Genomic DNA, 20,710 nt, shown 5'->3' on the forward strand with positions numbered 1-20,710 from the left:
GCTCGTACACGTCGCGGTCGGCGGCCCTGGCACGACGCAGCGCCTCATCGGCCTGGGAGGTGGAGTGCTGTACTTCGCGTACATCTCGGATACGGTGCTTCATAGCAGTCGCTCCTGGTTCAGGCTGGTAGCGATCTGCCGGGTCCTTCGGGGCCCCCTCGGGGTCCAGGTGTGCTACCACCTGGGCCCTTTGGCGTTCCGGGCCTCGTTGGTCCTGGCTTGTCGTTGCGTTGCGCCCCGACAAGGACTAACGTAGAGGACTACACCGGGATAGGCAAGTACTACACATAGAGAGAAGGTGAAGATGAGCGACAACAAGCCGAAGAAGCACGGATACGCGGACATCGCCAGCCACTACAGAAAGCTGATTGCCGACGGCACGCTGGCCCCTGGCGACGAGATGCCCTCCATGTCCAAGGTCTGCGAGCAGTTCCAGGTGTCGATCACCACGGCAAACCGCGCGTTCCGGCTACTCAAGTCGGAGGGCCTGACAGTGCCGAAGCCCGGTGTAGGCACCGTGGTTGCGGATCAGCCACGCGTGGCCGCCACGGCATCTGCCCGCCTGGATCGGATCGCTCGCACCGGCAAGCCCTACGCGAAGAAGGAGGTCTCTGTGGACCACACGGCTCAGCTCCGGTCCATTGCCGACCCGATCCTTGCCGACCAGCTCGGCGTCGAGATCCACGACGAGGTGGTCCTGCGTACGCGGACGTTCGTCCGGGACGGGAAGCGGACCGTCTTCGCGGTGTCCTGCATCCACATGCGCGCCTTGGCCGACGTGCCGGAACTTCTGAGCCCGGAGCCGTTCGACCGGTTCTGGCAGGAGATCTACACCGCACGCACCGGCCGGCAGGTAACGAAGTCACCGGAGAGGCGGAGCGCACGGCTCGCCTACGACTACGAGATCAAGGCGCTGGGGCTGGACGTCGAGCAGGGGACGCCCGTTCCCGTCCTGGTGTTGGTGAACACGTTCTCCGACGAGGACGGACCGCTGGAGGTGTGGGAGGACGTGTACGCCCCGGGCCTCTGGCAGGTCGACACCCAGTAGATCGAAAATCATGCCCGCGACGGGCAGATCCCGTTAGATACAGCGAAACGAATACGGCCGACCGCCCCTAGGGAACGGCCGGCCTCCCTGAAGGCGCTGACCTGCGAAATCACTCGCCGACAGGGGAACCCCGCTAGGAGTTCAGCATGAGCCTACGCTCTTTCACGAGACTCGTAAAAAGTCTGCGGCGTGCGGGGGTCCACCCGTGACCGCGGACTGGACCGACCTGCCCGAAGAGGGAACCTTCACCGAAGCCGCAGCCCTGGCCGACGAGTACGGCCTCTTCCCCGGCGCCACTGCCGACAAGCTCCGCCACCTCGCCCGAGCGCGCAAGGACACCACCTGGCCCTTCGGCGACCCAGGCGAGGGCAAGCCGCACGAATACGGCAAGGTCGCGAACGCCCGGAAGATGAACCTGCGAGTGCTCTTCAAGCACCTCCAGGACGAGCCGCCGAACCCGCACGGCCGCGGACCGGACAAGAAGCCCCGGGCCCGCAGGAAAGACCGGTGATCACGTTACGGGACCTGGAATCGCAGCCCAGGCCCCATACGCAGAACGGCCGGCCCTGGAGGAGGTTCGCAGCTACCTCACAGGCCGACCGTTCGAGCACAACCAGCGGATTGCAGTCCGCTGGATCTTCGAGTCCCACCAGAGCAGAAGGGCCTCAGCGATGAGGGTACCCAAACTTCGCTCAGTGCGAAGTGTCGCCCCCAGTGTGATTCGCACGGAGGCGCACCAGTGAGGAAACGCTCAGGACGCCCCCCGCGGTTCGCCGCAGTGCCCAACGAGACCATCGACGACGCTGTCAGCTTGGACTTCATGGCCTTGGCCTTGCTGACCATCCTGCTCCGCCACCGAGACGGATGGGATATCACCCTGGCCCAAATCGGCGCAAAGTACGGCTACGGACGCGACGCCATGGCCAACGCCATGGGTCTGCTCCAGGTGGCCCGGTACGTCGTGAAGATCCGCATGATGTCCGCCGCCACCAACCAGTGGTCAACCGAGGTATGCGTATACGACACGCCAGCTACGGACGCCGAGGTCGCCGCTCTCCTCACCGCGGTCTCACGGGAGCCTGGGGTTCGCGCCGCCCAGGTCATCGAACCGACGAAGGCCGCTATCGCCCATGCGGAGAAGCGGCGGTCAAAGTTGGCGCCGAAGGAGCGACAAGCCCGTCCGAGCGTCTCCGTTCTCCGAGTGCCGGAATACCCGCACTCGGGCGCGACCAGCGAGGATGGCACGTTTCCGCAGGTCGGCCGCGAATGCCGGGTTTCCCGACAGTCGGGTGACCCCGCAGTCTTTAAGAAGACGGTGGATCAGAAGAAGAGAGAAGACGAAGAACCCGGTGCTGACGGCCGTCAGGCCTCTACAGGTAGTAGGGGGCAGGGCTCTGGCGGCTCCGCCGCGTCCGGCAAAACGAAGCCCATCTCCCTCACCCGAGAACAGCGGCAGCAGGTCGACGCGTTCTTCCAGGCGCTGCCGGCGCAGCTGGCCGACCTGGTGCCGGCGAACCCGCCCGCCAACCTGAAGACCGCGGTCCTCGAGGCCCTGGCCGCCGGCCAGCCGCAAGGGCGTACGCCGCAGCAGCTGGTCGAGTACCGGCTACTGCCGAAGTGGCACAAGCACTACGCATCAAGGGACGCGGCCGGACCGATCGAGAAGCCCGTGGGCGTGCTGATCACGATGCTCCGGCGGGACAAGGAGTGCCAGGACCCTCGGTGCGATGAGCGGACGAACGTCGACACCGGACGACCGTGTATCTCCTGTGAGCAGCGGGGCGTGGAGCGGCGTGCAGAGGGCCAGGCGAGTCCCGGGGGCCACCAACCCCGTCCCGGCCCTTCCGTCGTGCCTGCGCCCCGTGCGGCGCCCGCTGACGGAGTTCCGCGGGCAACGTGCGTTGGTGAGGAATGTGGCGGGGTTTCCATCATGCTGGTCGGCCCCGCGGTAGAGGATGGGCTATGCAAAGGGTGCCGTGACCGGCAAAGGCCCGCACCGGCAGCAGTGATCAACCAGGAGTACAAGCGTGGGGCTGCGGCCGCGCGCCAAGGCATCGCCAAGACAGGGGGACGACGTGGCTGAGCCAGAGGGGATTGCGGGAAAGAAGCGGCAAGACCCACGGGCCAACTCCCAATCACTGGAGGACGCGTTGCAGGCGGCTTTGGACCGCGTGGAAGCGCATGCTGCCGCCGAGCGCTTTCCGTTGGCCCTGAGCACTGGCTTCGAGGATCTGGACGCGCTCACATCGGGCTTGCACGGGGGGACACTCACCGTCTTGGCGTCCCGGCCCGCTATGGGGCGCAGCACACTCCTCTTGGACGTCTGCCGCACCGCCGCCGTCAAGAACCGAGTCCCCACGCTGCACGTCAGCCTGGAACACTCGATCAGCGAGACCACGCTGCGGCTCATGTCCGCTGAGTGCCGCGTGGCCCTGCATCATCTGCGCTCCGGCACGATCAACGAGGCTGATGCAGAGCGGCTGAACCGGCACCTTCCGCAGGTTGCGAATGCCCCGCTGTACTTCTGGGCGCCCGCCTACCTCACCGCCGCCGAACTGGCCGCCCGGGTCCGCACCGAGGTCGACACCCGCGACGTCCGGCTCCTGGCAGTCGATGGCGTCCAGGACATTCGCCCCGAGCAGCGCAACGACCTTCGTGAGCGGGAAGTCGGCGACGTCGTACGGGATCTCAAGGCCCTATCCCGGGAACTGGACATCCCCGTCGTGTGTACCTCGCATCTGAACCGGGCCCCGGAACAGCGCGACGGCCGCGTCCCCGCCTTGGACGACCTGCGTGAGTCCGGCGCGATCACGTTCGCCGCGGACACCATCGTTCTGCTGTACCGAGAAGATGCGTACGACAGGGAGTCTGCCCGCGCGGGCGAAGCGGATCTGATCGTGGCCAAGCACCGCAACGGGCCAGCAGCAACGATCACCGTCGCCTTCCAGGGACACTACTCACGTTTCGTTGACTGGGCGAAACCCTGACCACCCGTCCGTCGGCTTCCTCGGGCCTTCGGGCCCGGGGCGCCGTCGCTTCCAGCCGCCTCCGACCTGTTTCTGCAGTTCAGCCGCCATTGTCAGACCTACCCCGTAGCGTTGTAAGTCCTACTCGTAGCGGCTGCTGGGGGTACCGATGGACGAAGGCCTTGAGCCCGACAGCGACGAAGAACTCTTCCGCAACCCTGTCTTCTACGAACCGGCTGGCCGCAACCTCGACCTCAGCCGGCCAGACCTCGGTCTTCCGCAGGGCGAAGGCCTTCTGGACGAACTCCTGCGCATGCGAGGCCGCGTCCCCGTCGAACACCGGGGACTTATCTGCCCCGACTGCCGGGACCTACGAGGCCGGCGCGTCCCCATGTACCTCGTCCATCGTGACGGCGTGTGGTTTCCCTCCCACTACCGCAAACCAGGAGAGAAGCGCATAAGCCACGAGTCAGACGAGCATCTCGCCCGCAAGGAACGGGTAGCGAAAGACGCGGAAGACCACGGCTTCCGCGCTGTCGTTGAATCGTCGGCCGCCGACGGACACGCCCGCCTCGACGTCCAGATCGAAGGCGCGAACGGCACCATCCTGGACTATGAACCGCAGCTGAGCGCCCAAACCGCTCACGGAATACGTAGGCGAGAGGGATTCCGGCGCCGCAGCGGGATCCGGTCCGTGTGGGACTTTACCGACCCCGACCACGCGGGCATCGGCACAGTTCCGTACGTCCGGACCCCGAACCTGCCAGCTTCCGTCATCCGCGTACAGAAGAACCCCATCGCCATCCGAGACGGCAATTTCGTCATAGAAGAGGGCAAGTGCACCCAAAGCGGCGCGATCACCCGATGCCCGGACAAGCCATACGACCCGGCGAATCCTACTGACACCGGATACTGCGGAGGCTGGCACCGCATCCTCGTTCCCGTCCACCAGTCAAGGACCTTCGAAGGAACAGGCGGCCTAACCCTGACGCAGTTCATCGTGGAAGCGGCGGCCGGCGAACGTGTCCCCTTCCAGCACAACGGCCATCACGGCTGGCTTCCCTCACAGCACTGGCAGAAGTACCTGGAAGCGAACGGCCCCGCCCTGGACGACAAGGAGCGCGCACCATCAGTCCGGCAGGGCGACCGGCGGGACCGATGCACCGAGGACCGTCCAGCATCAGAAATGCGAGCTGAACCAAAGGAGAGGCGCGGCAGTCGCACGATCGTCCTCGAGAGCCGTGCCGCCCAGGAAGTGGAGGCTGCCGAGGCTCCTGTCGACGCGTCGGGTCGGCCGATCCCGCTTTGCCGCTTCGGCTGTGGTCTGCCCGCAAGCCTGCCAGGGCCAGAAGGGCTACCAGAGCACTATTCGTGCCGCAGGAAGCACGAGGACACGCAAGGGATCGCAGGAAAGGCGGCATAGACCTCTACGCCGCGTCTTCCTTCCCGACCTCGCCGGGATCCCCCATCGGCCGCGTCAACCCGTCATCCGCCGCGGCCCGACGGCTCCGCTCGGCCTCGTCCAGCTCCCAGTGGTGCCGGCACTCCTCACACCGCACACCGTCCACCAGCACCTCGTCCTCCCCGTTCGGGCAGTCCGTGCCGTCACCGCGGCCTTCGCAACGCTCCCAGGTATCCCCCATGCGTTCGACGGTGCGCCGCGGCCCCGGCGGGCGGGGAGAGGGCTTTCAGAGCGCACGGGTGCTCGAGGCCGACACCACGCCCCAACACCCGCCAATAACCCCACAAGCCGCCCCACGGCTGGAAGACTGGCCGGGTTGCCGACACGCCCCCGAGAGGACCCCGCGCATGGTCGCCTGGAATGACCAGCTGCTGGTGTACGTGGACGACTCGTACGACCAGGAATACGCCGACAACGGCGTCTCCCGGTACGGGGCCTACCTGCGGCAGCGGCCCAACGAGTTCCGCAACAGCTGGTCCGACGAACCCGAGCCGATCAAAACCCCCGAAGAGTTCGCCGTCCACGCCTGGCAGGTAGCGACGCCCCCCGTCATGTCCCCCGGATACGTGCGCATCCGGCCCGACCTGCACCGGGTCTCCCTGCACCGCGACGACGATGACGGCTCCCTGTACGCCGAAGTCCGCGTCCCCCTACGGCACCACGACATCAGCGGCGAGACGAAGCGGCTCCCCTACGCGTGGCAGGACTGGGAGACCGAGAACGATTTCGCCGGCGACCGGTACCTGGCCCACCTCGAGCCCCGAACTCTCCGGGAGACTGCAGTGCTGGCGGCGGCAGTCGTACGGGTATCCGGCCGGGAATGGCCGCACCTGATCACCCCGAGCGCGTTCGAAGGGCGCACGCTCCTGGACGAGGCCCGGGAGACCGTGCGCACCGTGGCGCAGCACATCAACGACGACGCTGGACCGATCGTCGCGAAGATCCTTCACGGCTGAGCGGAGGGAACGCCCGCCGTCTTCGGGTGCAGGATGGCAGGGCAGCCCGGGCAGATGGGGTTGCTCCCTGAAGCGCCCCCATGACCCGGCCGCAGAACCGGCGAGGGGAAAGCTGGTCGACGCCCCCGGCAACACGCCAGGGGCGTCTTCACGTCGCGGGGCATGGACGTGGGCCCGGCCGACCCCATGACGTCCCGGCCGGGCCCACGTTGCACATGACATCGTGCCCAACGACCAGGCCGGCGTCCGGTTACAGCGGGCGCTGGGTGCTGTGGCCCTCCCACCCCCCATTCGGCATTGCCATGTAATGCCAATGTGGGTACTATGGTGCCACAAACACGGCACACCCAAGGGGGCACCCAATGGACATCACCCGCCAGCAGGCCCAGGACCTCGCCAACTTCTGGCGCACCATCAACCCCGCCACCCCCGCCGAACAGGCCGTCATCGACAAGCTGGAATCTGACGAGGACGCGTTCATCGCCGAGACCGCCCACATCCTCGCAACGCCCACTGTGACCACCCAGAACCTCCAGGGCACGGTCACCACCTACACCCTCTACAGCCCCGAAGCCCTCCGCTCCGCCGGCCGCAACCGCGCACGCCGCACCAGCTCCCGCTGACCCTGGATGGAAGTGATCCCTCCCGCGGGCTCGGTCACGCCCCCCCCACGGCGGCCGGGCCTCCAGCCTCCACAGGCGGAGGGAACACCGCGGCCAAACCACGGCAACCTAGCCCACTACGCCCCCAACACCCGGGAGCCCGCCCCATGGCCGACCTTCCCGAGCCGCTGCTCGCCTACCTCACCGAACGCGAGAATCAACGCGCGACAGCAGTGGAGGACTTCCTCAACAAGCTGACCCCCCGCGAACGCGGCATCTTCCACGACGCCGCCGTCATGGGATACGTCCAGGGCCTCATGCGCGACCGCAGCGAAGGCGTACCCAAGGACTCCCAGACGATGGCCCTCGTCGCCGACGCCTGCTTCGCCCACCCGGACCTGTACCCGGTCGTCAACGCGATCGCCCGCATCAAGACCGCCCCCGAGCCCGTCTGGCAAATCGAAACCCTCCAGCGCGGCACCTGGCGCACCTGGCTCGGCCCCCGCAACGACGCCACCGAGGCCCGCTCCGAGTACGACCAGTGCGTCGACTCCAACGGCCACCGGTGGGCGTACCGCCTTGTCCGCACGGACACCACCCGCGTCGTCGAGGCCCAGCACGTCCCCCAGACAGACGACGAACCGGAAGAGGCCCCGTGACCGACACGATGGCGGCCCGAGTCCGCCTCGCACTCGCCCACGCCGCCCCCGGCACCATCCCCCCACGATTCGCAGACGCCTACCAGCGCGGCGGCACACCCACCAGCACCCACCTCGTCACCCTCGCCGCAGCCGCCGGCACCACACCGATCTGGCTCATGACCGGCTGGCCCCAAGCCCACGCCCTCCCCGCCCGCGGAAGGACCAGCCCGTGACCGACCAGCCGACCCTGGCGACCCTCACTGAGGACCAGCTGGCCGACCTCATCCAAGCGGCGACCGCCTGGCGCAACCAGCCGTCCCTCCGGAACTGCATCTACCCGGGCTGCCTGCGCGAGTTCGACATGGCCGCCCGCATGAACGGACGGGAACCGGCCCGCCCATCCTGGTCCGGCGACGGCTGGCACCAAGTCGGCGGCGTGTCCCCCGGCCACATCTGCCCCAACCACGTCGACACCGTCGCCGCCCACCTCGCCCGCCCGGTGGACGTGCCCAACGGACGCTGGATGGTCGCCTGCGCCTGCGGCTGGATGTCCCGCCCCCAGACCTACGGCGGCCTCCTGCGCCCCCTGTGGGAGGAACACCTCCTGTACGCGGCCGGAGAGCTGACCGCCCCCGTCACGCTCGCTGAGACGCCCGGCCGGCTCCCGCTCCCCGACCACACCGAGACCAGCCTTCGCGAGCTGTACGACGCCCTGGAGGACACCGAGCACGATCGCGCAGAGACCCGCGAGGCAGCCCAGGCGATGTACAAGGCCTGGGACTGGCACCGGCACACGCTCGCAGGCGCAGCACGGGCGGTCACCGCGGTCTGCAACATGATGCGGACCTCGTCCGACTTTCTAGACCGCCGCGACTGGACCGCCGACCGGATCGACGCTTACCTGTGGGCCGTCCTCATCGGCTGGGACGACGAAGTCCTCCAAGAGATCGCGGCCAAGCACCGGTGGAACGAGCACCGCGTGAAGTACGTGCGGGAGATGCGCGCCCTGCTCGCCCCGATCACCGATCAGCCGAAGGAGGGCTAACGTGCTGCGCTCCGTGCCCGCCTCCGCCGAGGAGCAGCGTCCGAAGCGAACGTTCCCCGAGTTCGTCGCCGCCGTCTACGAAGACCCCCGCGTCAACCACGAGACCCGCGAACTGCTCCTCGCCATCGGATACGCCGTCGACCTCGCCAAACGCGAGGACGGCGTCAGCCCCCTGAAGGTCGCCCGCCGTAAGCTCGGCGTCGAGCACGGCAGGAAGGCCCGCTACGACCGGCTCGTCGCCGACGACGCACCCCGCTACAAGCCGCCCCGGGAAGCCGCCGACTGGCACCCCTCGGGTGCTCCCTCCTGCGAAGGCCCGCGGCTCCGCCCATACAGGCCCCGCGCCTACAAGCCCCGCACCCAGACCCTTCCGGCGGACGTACCGGTCCTGAGGGACGAAGCGATCTCCCGCCGGCTTCCGCCGCCCATCATCCACGTCATGCCCGGCTACACCCCGCCCCGCGACTGGCGCACCGAAGACGGCGTCTGCGGCGCCCGATCCCACCACCGCGTCCTCGAGAAGGACCCCCGCACCGGCTGGATCACCGCACACTGGTTCTGCAAGCGGCACAAGGACCACGCCGACCGAGTCGCCGAACAGGTCCGCGAACAGAACGAGCAGGCTCCCGAGCCCGTCCCGAACACCGGCGGTCTGCTGCCGTGCTACTTCAAGGCCGACTGGGAGAAGGTCTACCGCCACTACCTGCCTCACTGGCAACCACCGAAGTACGGCATCTGCGCCGACGACTGGCCGACCGTGGAGGACGTGGCAGCCAGGCCGTCCCGTCATTCACGGCTTCGGGTGGTCCTGGGCGGCGCAGACCTGGAGGACGTGTGAGGCGACCGATCAGGAAGCGGGACCTGCTGCGGCGGATCGAGGCTCTCGAGGCCGCGCTCGCCCAGCCGACTCCGGCGCCGATGGACGGTCAGCAGGCCATCAACGTCGGCACGATCGCTCACCACGCCTACGAAGGCCCCGGTGCGTGCCGGGCCGACCTGTTCGGGACGCGGTGTGGGGCGCACCGGGACGAGCACCGGCTCGTCGACGAGGACGGCCGGTCGTGAACGGCCGGCGGCCGGTGCCGAGGCCCCTGGTGTGGGGCGGTAGGGCACCGGCCGCAGCCTGGCAGCGTCGGAAGGCGCGGGGTGGGGCAGGCACTTTGGGGTCGCGCTGCGATTCCCGCGGACGGGAAGCGACCCGCAAAGCGATTGCTCACCCTGCTTTTCTTCCGGTCCCGCTTGCAGATACCAGCCGGTAATTCAAGCCGTCCAGCGAACACCTGCGTGCGGGTGTATCCACGCGGCGACTGTGGATGATCCTGGCAGGCCAGCACCGCGCTGACCTGAGCATGAAGCACGCCGACAGCCCATATCTACTGCGAATCTTTAGCGTTAAAGTACGTGACGATAATTACGCTGACATCCAGTCAACAACCGGTCGGGGGACCCGCCACAGTGGACAAGCAAGCCCTCAAGCAGCTCCTCAAAGAACGCCGCGCCCTGATATCCCCCGAAGCACACGGACTGTCCCGCCCCACCGGCCAAGGACGCCGCGCCCCCGGCCTCTCCCAGCACCAAGTCGACCAGCTCCTCAACCGCGCCCTCGGAACCTACCGCCGCCTCGAATCCGGCCAGTACCCCAACCCGCCCGCCGACCTCCTGCGCGCCGTAGCCCGCCTCTTCGGCCTCAACGAACAGGAATGGATCAGCCTCTGCCGGTACGCCCTCGGCCAGGACCCGCCCGGCCCCCTCCACCCCGCCTCCGGCAAAGAAGTCCCCGGCGTGTGGCAGGAAGCCCTTGCCGCCATCCAGCACCCCGCCTACGTCTCCGACGCCTCCTGGGACCTCCTCGCCTGCAACCAGCCTTTCCTCGACCTCTTCTCCGACGGCAAGGCTCCCGAGAACACGATGCGGTGGATGCTGTTCGACGGCCGGCCCCAGCTCACCGACTGGGCGACCGCCTGGGCGCCGCTGATCCTCCCCCAGCTGCGCGCAGCGCTCGCCCAACGCCCCGACGACCACACCCTGCTCGCCATCGAGCACGACGTCCTCACCGACCCGGTCACCGCGGCGATCTACCAGTCCAACGGCGGCGGCTACATCCACCCCGACGGCGACGAACGCCCCTTCCACCACGCCAAACAGGGGCCCGGCTGGGTCACCATGTGCGCCGCGCAGCCCCTCACCGCCCCCGGATCACGGCTCATCATCCTCATCTACCACCCCGGCCAACGGCGCGCCCACGCCCGCACCCCCGTCCTGCGCGCCGACCGCCGCAACCCCCCGGATGTCCCGCAATGTGACGCAACCCCGTGACGAACCGGTCAGGTTAGGGCACACTTATCGGCCAGCAGGCCACACCACCGCGCACGGTCCCCACACCGGCAGCACAGGCAACGACCACCTGTTTTTGCCGTAGGTTTACCGACCAGTTCACGCCACCGCACACCAAACACCGCGGGGGGAAACAACCGTGCCCACCATCCACATCGCCCAACCGACCACCATCCTCGCCCCCCACAAAGTCACCACCGCGGAAATCCTCGACGACATCCGCGCCCACCACCCCAACCACCCGCGGCTCCCCGCGATCCTCCGAATCGTCGCCAACACCGGCGTCCAGACCCGCTACTTCGCCCGGCCCCTCACCGCGCCCACCGTCTCCGGACCCGCCGGCGTCGCCGACCGCGCCCCCGCCGCCTTCCACGACGCCCTCACCCTCGCCGAGCAGGCCGCCCACACCGCCCTCCACCGGCACGGCCTTGAGCCCGCGGACATCGACGGCATCGTCACCACCCACTCCACCGGCTGGGCCGTCCCCGGCATCGACATCCACCTCATCCAACGCCTCGGCCTACGCCCCACCGTCCGCCGGGCCAGCCTCACCACCCTCGCCTGCGCCGGCGGCACCCAAGCACTCATCCGGGCCACCGACCTCGCCGCCCACCGGCCCGGCGCCCGCATCCTCGTCGTCGCCGCCGAAGCCATCTCCGCGATCTACAACCACGCCGACACCGCGGTCGAGCACATGATCTACAAGGCGCTGTTCGGGGACTCCGCCGCCGCCACCATCGTCTCCACCCACCCCCACGGCCCCGGCCTCACCGTCCACGACCCGGTCGACGACAGCCTCGAGTACGTCCTCCCGCACAGCCTCGACCGCTACAGCGGACGCATCGACGAAACCGGCCTCCACTTCGACTCCACGCGCGAAGCCCTCACCGCCGCCGACGACGTCCTGCCCGCCCTCACTACCTGGCTCGGCACACGCACCGTCGACATACCGGTCATCCACCCCGGATCTCAGCGCATCATCACCGACACCGCCACCGCCGTCGGCCTCACCGACAACGATGCCCACCACTCCCTCGACACCCTTACCGAAGAGGGCAACCTCGGGGGCGTATCGGTTCTGCGGGTCCTCGAGCGCACCCACGACACCCCGCCCGCCGACGGCGCCGGATGCCTGGTGGTCGCCTACGGGCCCGGCTTCAGCATGTCCGCCCTCCACGCCACCTGGACCAACTGACCGCACACCCGGGCCCGGGGAACGCCGAGCCGAATCCACGGCACGGTAGGACCATGCCCAACGACACGCCCCCGCCCCAGGCCGTCGACTACAGCGGCCGCCCCCTCACCGAAGGCGACACCGTCGCATTCATCGGCACCGACCCCGTCTGCCTCCGCCAAGGCCGTATCCGCGTCATCGGCTCCAACGACCTGTGCATCGAATCCGGCGCCCAGCTCGTCGTGTTCCCCAGCGTCCACGCCGGCTGGGCCGAAACACCGGCCAGGCCCCCTCGGAGGCAGCAGCATGCCCGACGAAAACCTCAAGCACGTGCGCGCCTACCCTCACGTCGCCCTTCAGCCCACCGAGGACGGCGCCTGATGGCCCGCACCTGGCCCGAAGACCGACGTGAAGCCGTCTGCGCCTGGCTCACCGCTAACGGCATCAACCCAGCCGACGTCCCCATCGACGGCGACCTCTACCTCACACCCGGCCCAGACGGCGACCCCCACATCCACTACGAAGCCTTCCACCGTGACAGCACCGGCCACCGGCACCTGGACGAGCGCGGGCAGGAGCCGGCCGTCGAACAGCGCAGCACCCCGCTGCGCGTCGACCCACCACCCTGGTGGGAGCCCTACCGCAAGCCCACGCGAGACGATCTCCTGGCCGCCCTGGACCGCGTCCGGCAGCTGCACGTGCGGAACGAGAACAGCGGGGTCTGTGAGCACTGCTCCGAGCGGGACTACCCGGACTACGAAGTGACCTGGCCCCGCCCCACGATGAAGGCAGTGCTCGGAGACGCGGCCTCCTGAATCCGGCCCCGTTGTCAGTGCCGCGTGCCATCCTGGCTGTACGGCCCGCCTTGTCGTCCCCCGCCGAGGCGGGCCTCCTCATATCCCCCACGAAAAGTCCGTGGCCGGTATCTACCGCTGTGGCTGAATGTGATGCATGGTGTTGTGCACGGGATCACACAGACCCCCAGGTGATCCCCCTCGCTGGGCCCTGCCGCGACTGACCTAACCGGCAGGGCCCGCCGCCCCTCCCGGCTCCCCACGGGAGGTCATGGCTGGCATTGGCCCCTGTAACCGCTCTGACCCGCTGAGGTCAGGGCGGTTTTCTGTGTGCCATCTCCACCCCTTGACTCGTGAGCGTATCGTTCGATACAGTCATGGTGTTCGAAGCGATACAGCTAGGGGGATTCGATGAACACCACCGCCGCCGCAGCCCAGGCCAACGTCACCGTCGCCACCATCCGCACCTGGTGCCGCATCGGAGCCGTCGCCGCCGTCAAGCAGGCCGGCCGCTGGATCATCGACACCGCCTCCCTCGCCCGCCGCATCACCATCGGCGCCCGACGTACCAGGAAGGCCCCCACCATGACTCTCGCCCCGCTCACCCGAACCGACTTCGAGCAGGCTGCCGCCGCACTCGGCATCCGCTCCCCCTTCAATGACACCCGCTGCCACGGCGAATTCCTGGCCTACCAGTCCACCAACGCCCCATACGCCGACACCCCCTACCAGTGGCTCCTCATCCGCCGCGGCGCCACTCTCGCAGCCGAGGGCTTCACACCGCCTCCGCGCCGCAGCAACCCGTATGAGTGCCTCACCTGCGGACTCGACGCCCGCACCTGCGACTGCCACTGAAACCCCATCACCCCCACAGGAAGGCACCACCGTGGACATCACGACCGACACCCGCGAGACCGGCCTCTACGTCATCCAGGCCATCGGCATGCAGCAGTGGCCCGAGGGAGACGGGGCATGGAAGGCGCATGGTGTACGCCTGGACCTCATGGACGGCCGGACCCTGCTGACGCGGTGCAAGCTGGAGGTCGTGCAAGCCGAAGCGGAAGAGCGCGCCAGCGCGGTCGTTGAGCAGATCACACCGTGGGCGGAGGCCCTACGCCGACTTGCCGCGGTCGCAGAGGTCAGGAGCTGGCTGGCGCGGATGGTGTCGTGGATGACGTCCGCCGAGGAAGCCGAGACGCACCGCTGGCCCTTGGAGGACTACGTCCGCGAGGACCTCATCGCCAACGCGACACAGGAGGAGATCGAACAGGCCAAGGCGAGCCAGGCCCACGAGTGGGCAGGCATGCCGCTGGCCAAGCTGATCGCTGCCCGCTGGCGCGGGGAGCTCGCGGCCCGGCACCGGGCACTGCTGGCCGCTGCCCCGGACGTGGCCACGCATCCGATTCACCCGGCGTGGGAGCAGCCCGCCCTGTACGGCGTGACCGGGGTAAGCACGGCGCAGACGATGGCGCGGGAGCTGCTGACCGCATGGGCGGAGGTACGCGACATGCGGGACCCGCTGATCACGTGGGCGGTCAAGGAGGCAGAGCTGACACGCACGCAGGTTCAGCAGATCACCAGCGTGTCCCGGTCCACGATCAACCGCCTCCTGCCGGAGTAACCGCCGCGTATGTCCGGCCCAGGCAGGCTGCGCCGGCCGCGTGCCCGCCATAGGCTGGACCCTGCTCGGGGCCGTCGTGGAGGACTGCCATGCCCCGCACCATCTGGTCCGGCGCCATCAGCTTCGGCCTGGTCACCGTCCCGATCAACGTCGTCAGCGCCACCGAAAACCACTCCATCCAGTTCCACCAGTACCACCTCGAAGACATGGGACGTGTCCGCTACAAGAAGATCTGCGAGCTGGAAGGCCGAGAAGTCCACCAGTCGGAGATCGGCAAGGGCTACGAACTCACCAAAGAGCACGTCATCCCGATCACCGACGCCGACCTGAGCAACCTCCCCCTGCCCACCGCCCGCGCGATCGAAATCGAGGCCTTCGTGCCCCTGGAGTCGATCGACCCGATCCGCATCGGCGAGGGCTACTACCTCCAGCCGAAAGAGCAGGTCGCCGCCAAGCCGTACAAGCTCCTCGTCCAGGCCCTCGGCCGCTCCTCCAAGGTCGCCGTCGCCAAGTACGCGTGGTCCGGGCGGGAGCGGCTCGGCCTGCTCCGCGTGAAGGACGACGTCCTCGTCCTCCACTCCATGCGCTGGCCCGACGAGATCCGCGACCCCACCGAGCTGCTGCCCCCGCCCGTCGAGCTGTCCGACGGCGAGATCGACAGCGCCCTCGCCCTCATGGACACCATGACCGTCGACCAGCTGAAGGGCGAGGAGTACACGGACCGGTACACCGACGCCATCGCCGAGATCATCGAAGCCAAGCGGGAAGACCGAGAACCGCCGGCCGTACCCGAGCCGGAGAAGCCCGCCCAGATCGTCGACCTCATGGCCGCTCTGAACGAGTCGGTACAGAAAGCCAAGGCCGGGCGCGGCGAGCCGACCAGCGACGCCGACGTGCACGAGCTGCCCAAGCCGACGAAGAAGACCGCAGCGAAGAAGCAGCCCGCCAAGAAGGCCCCGGCAAAGAAGACCGGCGCCCGGCACCCGCGGAGCGCCTAGTCCAAGACCCCCAGCTCGGTGTCCGGCCGGCAGTGCGTGCACGCCGTCACCCCGCCGGCGAGCGCCCGGCGCGCGGTGTCCGAGTCGACCCCCTTCGACCGCTTACCCGCCATGTGACAGTCCCCGGTGTGCACGGCGTTCGGGAGGGCGTCCCGGTTCAGCCCGTACTCCAGCAGCCAGTCCGGCGCCCGCTCCTCCCGCACCGCAGCCGCCCGGGCGCGCTGCTCCGCCTCCAGCCGCACCCGGTTGATCTTGGCGTCGATACGGGCCACCCACATCGCATGCCAGGTACGGAGCGTCTCCAGCCGCTCAAGGTCCGGAGGCAAATCGTCGAACATGTTTTCGAGTCTACGGGCATGAAAAAAGCACCCGCCACCTGGCCAAACGCCAGACGACGGGTGCTCATCCCAGGCGAGCGTCAGCCCGCCCTCCCAAGTGGCGACCACAACATACGCCCCACCTCACGCAGCGGGAAGAGCCGCGACCACGCGCGCCGCCAGAGCCGCCGCCCGTACCGGATCCCTCCCACCCGGCATGCGCAGCAACGCCGACAGCAGCTGGTCCGCGGCCAGCACCCGCACCGCCCGCTCCCACCCCGGCACCGGCGCGTCCAGCCAGCCGCCCGCCACCGGCGAGCCGTGGACGACGAGGAGCGGCATCACTGCCCCCACCGGTACCCCCAGCGCCCGGGCGACCACCGCGGCGTACCCGGCGACCTTCTCCACCTGCCCGTGCCGATCCTCAGTACCGCAGTGCACCCGCCCGCCGACCAGGTGGGTGGGGCGTTGGGCGTGCCACTTCTTCGAGTCCAGCACGATCACCCCCAGACCCGAGGGCGGGACCAGGACATGGTCGAGGTTGAAGCGCCGCCCGGGCACAGACAGGTCATGCAGCACGGTCCAGCCGGCGGGTAATCGCTCCAGCAGCGCCGCGGTCCACTGCTCCCCGACCGTCCCATGCTCCGCCCGGACGGCGCGGGCCTCGAGGCGTCGGTCGACGACGGGGAACCCCAGCCAGGCGAGCAGGCGCCGCCACCAGCCCCGACGCGCCGCGGCCCGCAGCCGGGCAGCCTCACGCGACAACGACCCACCCGCGGTCACGGCCGCCCCTCCTTCGCCCGGTCCATGGCCTCGATGAGCCGTTCCGCATAGTCCACGGCGACACCGTGCGGGGAACAGAAGTTCCGCATCTCCGCCGCGAACGCCCGGGCCGCAGCCACCTCAGCCTCCAGCCGCCCCACCACGGGCAGGACCGCGTTGGCGAACATCTCCGGACTGCCCTCCACCACGGCAAGCCTCCCGTGATGCCAGACGAACGGCTGGATCCGTTCGCGAGCACACTCCTCCTCGGTCTGGCTGCATCTCCCGTCGCAGGCGGCATCTCGGATCGCGGTGACAAGCCGCTCCAGGAGCTCGGTCGCTTCGGTCGCTGTCGGGTCGTTCATGCTGCTCCTTCTCGAGGGTTCCAGGTGTCGGGGCCGGGGATGGTGAGGACGCGGCGCCCTTTGTGGCGGGCCGGCCAGATCCTGCCCACCGGCTTCCCGGAGCGTTCGCAGGGCGGCGTCCCGTGCCGCCACAGGCGCCCGCGCGGGGTCATCGCCACCGGCTGGTGGCAGGCCGGGCAGTCGACACGGATCGCCATCACGCCCCCTTGCTGACGTGGTCGTCGTGGGCGCGGTGTGGCCGGCCGTGGCGTATCCGCCGGGCCGCGGACTCCACGGCCAGAGCGATGGCCACGGAGATCCCAGCGCAGATGAGGACGGCGCCCGGGCTGAGGACCTGGGCGCGGGTGAGGGTGAGCCACAGCCAGGCGGTGCCAGCGGCTATGACGGCGAGGAACAGGCACGGAACGAGCAGGGTGCGGTGCACGGGGTCCTCCCGGTTGATCGGTCTTACCCGCCGGTGGCGGTGTCTAAGATGTCCGGATTTCTCAGCTACGCTGCGGCCGACTTCGCAGCCCTACGAGCGGCCCGACGCTCCCGCCGATACGCGCGCTCGCCCTCCCAGCACGCCTCACACGGCTCCTCACCCCGGTACCGGTGAGCCGCGAACCCGGCGTGATCCCCATGCCGACGCCGTGGATCCAACAGGCCCGCCTGCACGGCCAGGAACACGGCATGCGGCGCGTTGTTCGCACCGAGCTTCCGAAGCGCCCGGTTAACGGTCGGGGTGACCCCCTTGGGGGTCATGAACAGCTGCTGGGCGATCTGCTCGTGGGTGTGTCCGAGGGCTATCAGGTTGAGGACGTGCAGCTCATGTTCGGTGAGAGACGGCGTGGGCCCGCCACCTGACAGTGACGGGCCCGCCTGTACCGGGGAGGTCATTCCCCGCCCTCCGGGGCCTCGCCAGCCTGGGGCTGGGCGGGCAGCGCCTCGGCGGCGCGGCGCTTGAAGCCGCCGCGGGCGACCGCACGTCGAACGGCGCGGGCCTGGTGCTCCCAGTACGAACGGTCGTCGTCCGTGAGGGCGTCCCACGTCTGCGCGTGCTGTCCCTGCGTTCCGAACCGCCAGTGCAGCCAGGCGGGGAGCGTGTCGGGCTGGGCGGGATGCGCCTCGTCGGCCATGCGGCGCAGCGCGGTTGCTTGATCGCGTAGTTGGAAGGCCGCGTAGGACTCTTGGTCGTAGTCGGACGACGAGAGGTCGTCCTGCCGTTCCGCGGCGGCGTCCAATTGGGCCGCGGCTTCCCGCAGCACGGCGGCCCGGTCGGCGGTCTTGCGTGCCGTCTCGGCCTCGGTCCTGGCCCGGTGCTCGGCCTCGGCGCGCGCCATCAGCTCGTCGTGCTCAATGTCCAGGGGGCGCGGAACGCGGGGCACCAGGGTTACGGCGTCCCGGTCGGCGGCTGGCGCCTGGACGGCGCCGGGGCAGGTGACGGGCGCCTCGCTGCCGATCCGGTCGTTGAGCGGCAGCTCGAACGGCGTCCTGCCACAGCAGGGGGTGAGGCCGGAGCCGGGCGGCGGGCATGCGTGCACGGTCTCGTCGGCGGTCTGGTTGTTCATGGTGGTCCTCTCGGGCGGGCCGGCCACCCCGCAGGGCAGCCGGCCATGGGCGGGGGGTCAGGCGGCGGGGAGGGTGAGCGCGGACAGGCGGCGGGCTATGGCCTCGCAGTACTCCTCGCGGGCCTCGATGCCGATGGCGCGGCGGCCGGACTGGCGGGCGGCGTCCAACGTGCTGCCGGAGCCGGCGAACGGATCAAGGACCAGGCCGCCGAGCGGGCAGGCGTAGCGAATCAACGGGGTAAGGATGCCGATCGGCTTCTCCGTCGGATGGATCGCGCGGCCCTTCATGTTCTGGCCGTAGATCACGCTGGGCATGAGCCGCGTGCCGTCGTCCGTCCACGCCTTACGCCCGACGGCCCCGGTGTGGCTGATCGCCGCCCGGGTGACGGTGCCCTTGTTCCTGTCCCGAGAAGCCTGGCGAGGTACGTCGTGGTGGGTGGCCCGCCAGTCGCCGCGATACCAATGCAGGGCGTGCTCGTGCACGCGCCTGAAGCGGTCGGCTGCGAAGCCCGTGCCTGCGTTCTTCTCCCAGACGACATCCTGGGACAGCTTCCAGCCGGTGAACTCGTCCCGCCGGTCGAGGAACATGCGCATCGAACCGAAGCACCACATCGACGACGCGGCGGTCGCGGCGAGGGTGGGCCAGCCGTCCGGCCAGCGGTCCCACTCCAGCGACGTCTCGGCGTAGGGCGGGTCGGTGACGACACAGTCCGCCTGCAGACCGAGGGCGGGCAGCACCTCGCGCATGTCGCCCAGGTAGAGGGCCAGGCCCGCTTCGGCGTCTTCCCAGTACGGGGTCACAGGGTTCCTTCCGGTGGTGGGTACGGTGGGTGTTGGGCTCGGCCGCGATAGGCGCGCGGCCGAGCCCACAGCGGTCACGAGGCCGTCGCCTCGGTCGCGAACTCGATGACGATCTCCTCGTCGCGGACGAAGAACCTGAGGGCGTCGTCGTGCAGGGGTCGGTCGTCGGGGATCTCGAAGTGCTCCCGGTACGCGCGTTCCGCGACGGCCCACGCTTTGCCGATCTCGGCCGCTGCTGCGCCCCAGGGCTGGGCAGCGGGGACGATCCAGCGGCGGATCGTGCGGGTCACGGTCTCCGCGGTGAAGTCAGCCATCGGTGGTCTCCTCGGGTCAGGTGGTCGGGTGGGCGGCGGTGTCCAGCTCGGCGTCCGTCATCAGGTCGTGCGGGACCTGTCCGGTGCGGAGGACATCGCGGACATCGGCGGCGGCCTTCCGGTAGGTGCGCCCGCGCTCGCCGACTTCGGCATCGAGGGTGGCGGCGGCCGGGCCGGGGAAGGTGCCGATGGCGGCGTCGCCGTGGTCGGCCACCTCGGTCCAGCGGTCGGCGAGAGTGGTGAGCGTGGCTACCTGGGCGCGGAGGCGGCGGATCTCGGCGGCCATCGCGGGCACGTCGGTCCCGGCGAGGACGTCGGCCTCGTCCGGCTGCTGAACGTACTCGTACAGGTGGGCGGCGCGGGCTTCGATGGCGTCGAGGTCGAGGGGCTGCGTGGTCATGGTTGCTCCTGGGTGTGGTGGGGTGGTCTGCCGTTGGGCGGGGTCAGGCGGCGGGCTCGCTCGTCTTCCGGCGGGTGAACGGCAGCCGGCCCGACGCCCGGGACATCAGCCGCTGCCGCCCCACCACGACGGGCTCCACGACCGGCTGGTTGGCGGTCTCGTCGGGGTGCCACAGCTGCACCCACACCCCGCCCGTCCGCCACACCACGACCGTGCGGCCCGGGGTGTCGATGTCGTACTGGGGTCGCTGCCCGTCCTCGCCGATGACGAGGTGGTATTCGGCGGCGAACCGGGACAGGGCGTGTGCGGCGCCCGGGCCGACGATCTCGGCGGTCAGGGTGGGCCGGCCGTCGGGGGCGGTTCCGGTCTGCCAGTCGGAGACGACCGCGGTCAGGTTGCGTTCGCGGGTGTAGAGGTCCCAGGCCTTCTCGGTGTGGAACTTGGCGTCGATGAGGGCTGTGTCCATGGGGTGTCCTCGGGAGGTGCGGTGGTGGGTATGGGGCTGCCCCACCCGGCTGGGGGTTCGGGTGGGGCAGCAGGGCCGCGCTGGGGGGTGCGCG

29 protein-coding genes and 1 pseudogene are annotated in these 20,710 nt (G+C 69.3%); 18 read left to right on the plus strand and 12 right to left on the minus strand.

All coding sequences use genetic code 11. The features are described 5' to 3' along the window. Positions 1-304: 304 nt before the first annotated feature. From CCN42_RS02530 to CCN42_RS42000, 5 genes are all read left to right on the plus strand, one after another. Positions 305-1,048 (plus strand): GntR family transcriptional regulator, encoded by a 744-nt coding sequence (locus CCN42_RS02530; RefSeq protein WP_086732858.1) that lies wholly within the window; start codon positions 305-307, stop codon positions 1,046-1,048. A gap of 205 nt (positions 1,049-1,253) precedes the next feature. Then, a complete protein-coding gene (locus CCN42_RS02535; RefSeq protein WP_086732859.1) occupies positions 1,254-1,559 on the plus strand; it encodes a hypothetical protein in 306 nt (101 codons plus the stop codon). 267 nt (positions 1,560-1,826) lie between these two features. Continuing rightward, entirely contained in the window at positions 1,827-3,131 is a 1,305-nt protein-coding gene (locus CCN42_RS02540; RefSeq protein WP_086732860.1) for a hypothetical protein, read from the plus strand. Further along, on the plus strand, positions 3,124-4,035 hold the full coding sequence (locus tag CCN42_RS02545; protein ID WP_158102052.1) for a DnaB-like helicase C-terminal domain-containing protein: 912 nt from the start codon (positions 3,124-3,126) through the stop codon (positions 4,033-4,035). The genes CCN42_RS02540 and CCN42_RS02545 overlap by 8 nt, the downstream gene beginning before the upstream one ends. A 148-nt stretch (positions 4,036-4,183) precedes the next feature. Continuing rightward, positions 4,184-5,437 (plus strand): hypothetical protein, encoded by a 1,254-nt coding sequence (locus CCN42_RS42000; RefSeq protein ID WP_143661830.1) that lies wholly within the window; start codon positions 4,184-4,186, stop codon positions 5,435-5,437. 4 nt (positions 5,438-5,441) lie between these two features. On the opposite strand, the gene CCN42_RS02555 is transcribed toward CCN42_RS42000, so the two are convergent. Then, entirely contained in the window at positions 5,442-5,657 is a 216-nt protein-coding gene (locus CCN42_RS02555; protein ID WP_086732863.1) for a hypothetical protein, read from the minus strand. A 166-nt stretch (positions 5,658-5,823) separates the two neighbouring features. On the opposite strand from CCN42_RS02555, the gene CCN42_RS02560 reads away from it, so the two are divergent. The 13 genes and pseudogenes from CCN42_RS02560 (at position 5,824) to ku (ending at position 15,641) form a co-directional block, all read left to right on the plus strand. Then, positions 5,824-6,432 (plus strand): hypothetical protein, encoded by a 609-nt coding sequence (locus CCN42_RS02560; protein ID WP_086732864.1) that lies wholly within the window; start codon positions 5,824-5,826, stop codon positions 6,430-6,432. A 362-nt stretch (positions 6,433-6,794) separates the two neighbouring features. Continuing rightward, entirely contained in the window at positions 6,795-7,055 is a 261-nt protein-coding gene (locus tag CCN42_RS02565) for a hypothetical protein (RefSeq protein WP_086732865.1), read from the plus strand. 146 nt (positions 7,056-7,201) lie between these two features. Then, complete coding sequence (locus tag CCN42_RS02570; RefSeq protein ID WP_086732866.1) at positions 7,202-7,693, plus strand: hypothetical protein; 492 nt, start codon at positions 7,202-7,204, stop codon at positions 7,691-7,693. Beyond that, complete coding sequence (locus CCN42_RS02575; RefSeq protein ID WP_086732867.1) at positions 7,690-7,908, plus strand: hypothetical protein; 219 nt, start codon at positions 7,690-7,692, stop codon at positions 7,906-7,908. Before CCN42_RS02570 ends, CCN42_RS02575 begins: the two co-directional genes overlap by 4 nt. Beyond that, a complete protein-coding gene (locus CCN42_RS02580) occupies positions 7,905-8,720 on the plus strand; it encodes a hypothetical protein (protein ID WP_086732868.1) in 816 nt (271 codons plus the stop codon). The genes CCN42_RS02575 and CCN42_RS02580 overlap by 4 nt, the downstream gene beginning before the upstream one ends. Before the next feature lies 1 nt (position 8,721). Next, positions 8,722-9,558, plus strand: a complete 837-nt coding sequence (locus CCN42_RS02585) for a hypothetical protein (RefSeq protein ID WP_086732869.1) — start codon at positions 8,722-8,724, stop codon at positions 9,556-9,558. Beyond that, the gene (locus CCN42_RS02590; protein ID WP_086732870.1) at positions 9,555-9,785 is read left to right on the plus strand and encodes a hypothetical protein; all 231 of its coding nucleotides are present in this window, start codon (positions 9,555-9,557) and stop codon (positions 9,783-9,785) included. The genes CCN42_RS02585 and CCN42_RS02590 overlap by 4 nt, the downstream gene beginning before the upstream one ends. A gap of 390 nt (positions 9,786-10,175) precedes the next feature. Then, positions 10,176-11,036 (plus strand): MmyB family transcriptional regulator, encoded by an 861-nt coding sequence (locus tag CCN42_RS02595; RefSeq protein WP_086732871.1) that lies wholly within the window; start codon positions 10,176-10,178, stop codon positions 11,034-11,036. 139 nt (positions 11,037-11,175) lie between these two features. Beyond that, positions 11,176-12,249: pseudogene (locus CCN42_RS02600) on the plus strand (PhlD); the annotation flags it as partial. Positions 12,250-12,608: 359 nt separating this feature from the next. Further along, a complete protein-coding gene (locus CCN42_RS02605; RefSeq protein ID WP_086732873.1) occupies positions 12,609-13,043 on the plus strand; it encodes a hypothetical protein in 435 nt (144 codons plus the stop codon). A gap of 390 nt (positions 13,044-13,433) precedes the next feature. After that, positions 13,434-13,877, plus strand: a complete 444-nt coding sequence (locus tag CCN42_RS02610) for a hypothetical protein (protein ID WP_086732874.1) — start codon at positions 13,434-13,436, stop codon at positions 13,875-13,877. Between the two features lie 31 nt (positions 13,878-13,908). Further along, entirely contained in the window at positions 13,909-14,643 is a 735-nt protein-coding gene (locus tag CCN42_RS02615) for a hypothetical protein (RefSeq protein WP_086732875.1), read from the plus strand. A gap of 89 nt (positions 14,644-14,732) precedes the next feature. Beyond that, on the plus strand, positions 14,733-15,641 hold the full coding sequence (gene ku / locus CCN42_RS02620) for a non-homologous end joining protein Ku (RefSeq protein WP_086732876.1): 909 nt from the start codon (positions 14,733-14,735) through the stop codon (positions 15,639-15,641). Here ku and CCN42_RS02625 read toward each other — a convergent pair. The 11 genes from CCN42_RS02625 to CCN42_RS02670 form a co-directional block, all read right to left on the minus strand. Continuing rightward, positions 15,638-15,979 carry a DUF6233 domain-containing protein gene (locus CCN42_RS02625; protein ID WP_169731391.1) on the minus strand — a complete coding sequence of 114 codons (342 nt, stop codon included), beginning with the start codon at positions 15,977-15,979 and terminating at the stop codon, positions 15,638-15,640. The genes ku and CCN42_RS02625 overlap by 4 nt on opposite strands. A 123-nt stretch (positions 15,980-16,102) precedes the next feature. Then, positions 16,103-16,741, minus strand: a complete 639-nt coding sequence (locus CCN42_RS43640) for a nuclease-related domain-containing protein (RefSeq protein WP_211294617.1) — start codon at positions 16,739-16,741, stop codon at positions 16,103-16,105. Beyond that, positions 16,738-17,085: a hypothetical protein gene (locus tag CCN42_RS02635; RefSeq protein ID WP_086732877.1), complete on the minus strand. Its 348-nt coding sequence runs from the start codon at positions 17,083-17,085 to the stop codon at positions 16,738-16,740. The genes CCN42_RS43640 and CCN42_RS02635 overlap by 4 nt, the downstream gene beginning before the upstream one ends. Continuing rightward, positions 17,082-17,282 (minus strand): hypothetical protein, encoded by a 201-nt coding sequence (locus CCN42_RS42005; RefSeq protein WP_143661831.1) that lies wholly within the window; start codon positions 17,280-17,282, stop codon positions 17,082-17,084. Before CCN42_RS42005 ends, CCN42_RS02635 begins: the two co-directional genes overlap by 4 nt. Next, positions 17,282-17,509, minus strand: coding sequence for a hypothetical protein (locus tag CCN42_RS02640; RefSeq protein WP_086732878.1), 228 nt, complete (start codon positions 17,507-17,509; stop codon positions 17,282-17,284). Before CCN42_RS02640 ends, CCN42_RS42005 begins: the two co-directional genes overlap by 1 nt. Positions 17,510-17,574: 65 nt before the next feature. Next, complete coding sequence (locus CCN42_RS46030) at positions 17,575-17,964, minus strand: LuxR C-terminal-related transcriptional regulator (protein WP_086732879.1); 390 nt, start codon at positions 17,962-17,964, stop codon at positions 17,575-17,577. Beyond that, complete coding sequence (locus tag CCN42_RS02650; protein ID WP_086732880.1) at positions 17,961-18,635, minus strand: hypothetical protein; 675 nt, start codon at positions 18,633-18,635, stop codon at positions 17,961-17,963. Before CCN42_RS02650 ends, CCN42_RS46030 begins: the two co-directional genes overlap by 4 nt. A gap of 57 nt (positions 18,636-18,692) precedes the next feature. After that, entirely contained in the window at positions 18,693-19,436 is a 744-nt protein-coding gene (locus CCN42_RS02655; protein ID WP_086732881.1) for a DNA-methyltransferase, read from the minus strand. A gap of 74 nt (positions 19,437-19,510) precedes the next feature. Next, positions 19,511-19,750, minus strand: a complete 240-nt coding sequence (locus tag CCN42_RS02660) for a hypothetical protein (RefSeq protein ID WP_086732882.1) — start codon at positions 19,748-19,750, stop codon at positions 19,511-19,513. Between the two features lie 16 nt (positions 19,751-19,766). Beyond that, positions 19,767-20,150, minus strand: a complete 384-nt coding sequence (locus CCN42_RS02665; RefSeq protein ID WP_086732883.1) for a hypothetical protein — start codon at positions 20,148-20,150, stop codon at positions 19,767-19,769. A gap of 43 nt (positions 20,151-20,193) precedes the next feature. After that, positions 20,194-20,616, minus strand: coding sequence for a hypothetical protein (locus CCN42_RS02670; RefSeq protein ID WP_086732884.1), 423 nt, complete (start codon positions 20,614-20,616; stop codon positions 20,194-20,196). Between the last annotated feature and the right edge of the window lie 94 nt (positions 20,617-20,710).

Origin of the sequence: Streptomyces glaucescens (assembly GCF_002154375.1) — a bacterium.
GTDB lineage: Bacteria > Actinomycetota > Actinomycetes > Streptomycetales > Streptomycetaceae > Streptomyces > Streptomyces glaucescens.

Excerpts from the sequence above, each read along its gene's own strand:
- ku (WP_086732876.1), top strand. The coding sequence starts at position 14,733 with ATGCCCCGCACCATCTGGTCCGGCGCCATCAGCTTCGGCCTGGTCACC.
- CCN42_RS02530 (WP_086732858.1), top strand. The coding sequence starts at position 305 with ATGAGCGACAACAAGCCGAAGAAGCACGGATACGCGGACATCGCCAGC.
- CCN42_RS02650 (WP_086732880.1), bottom strand. The coding sequence starts at position 18,635 with ATGAACAACCAGACCGCCGACGAGACCGTGCACGCATGCCCGCCGCCC.
- CCN42_RS02625 (WP_169731391.1), bottom strand. The coding sequence starts at position 15,979 with ATGTTCGACGATTTGCCTCCGGACCTTGAGCGGCTGGAGACGCTCCGT.
- CCN42_RS02605 (WP_086732873.1), top strand. The coding sequence starts at position 12,609 with ATGGCCCGCACCTGGCCCGAAGACCGACGTGAAGCCGTCTGCGCCTGG.
- CCN42_RS02560 (WP_086732864.1), top strand. The coding sequence starts at position 5,824 with ATGGTCGCCTGGAATGACCAGCTGCTGGTGTACGTGGACGACTCGTAC.
- CCN42_RS02665 (WP_086732883.1), bottom strand. The coding sequence starts at position 20,150 with ATGACCACGCAGCCCCTCGACCTCGACGCCATCGAAGCCCGCGCCGCC.
- CCN42_RS02635 (WP_086732877.1), bottom strand. The coding sequence starts at position 17,085 with ATGAACGACCCGACAGCGACCGAAGCGACCGAGCTCCTGGAGCGGCTT.
- CCN42_RS42005 (WP_143661831.1), bottom strand. The coding sequence starts at position 17,282 with ATGGCGATCCGTGTCGACTGCCCGGCCTGCCACCAGCCGGTGGCGATG.
- CCN42_RS02570 (WP_086732866.1), top strand. The coding sequence starts at position 7,202 with ATGGCCGACCTTCCCGAGCCGCTGCTCGCCTACCTCACCGAACGCGAG.
- CCN42_RS42000 (WP_143661830.1), top strand. The coding sequence starts at position 4,184 with ATGGACGAAGGCCTTGAGCCCGACAGCGACGAAGAACTCTTCCGCAAC.
- CCN42_RS46030 (WP_086732879.1), bottom strand. The coding sequence starts at position 17,964 with ATGACCTCCCCGGTACAGGCGGGCCCGTCACTGTCAGGTGGCGGGCCC.
- CCN42_RS02670 (WP_086732884.1), bottom strand. The coding sequence starts at position 20,616 with ATGGACACAGCCCTCATCGACGCCAAGTTCCACACCGAGAAGGCCTGG.
- CCN42_RS02610 (WP_086732874.1), top strand. The coding sequence starts at position 13,434 with ATGAACACCACCGCCGCCGCAGCCCAGGCCAACGTCACCGTCGCCACC.
- CCN42_RS02555 (WP_086732863.1), bottom strand. The coding sequence starts at position 5,657 with ATGGGGGATACCTGGGAGCGTTGCGAAGGCCGCGGTGACGGCACGGAC.
- CCN42_RS02565 (WP_086732865.1), top strand. The coding sequence starts at position 6,795 with ATGGACATCACCCGCCAGCAGGCCCAGGACCTCGCCAACTTCTGGCGC.
- CCN42_RS02660 (WP_086732882.1), bottom strand. The coding sequence starts at position 19,750 with ATGGCTGACTTCACCGCGGAGACCGTGACCCGCACGATCCGCCGCTGG.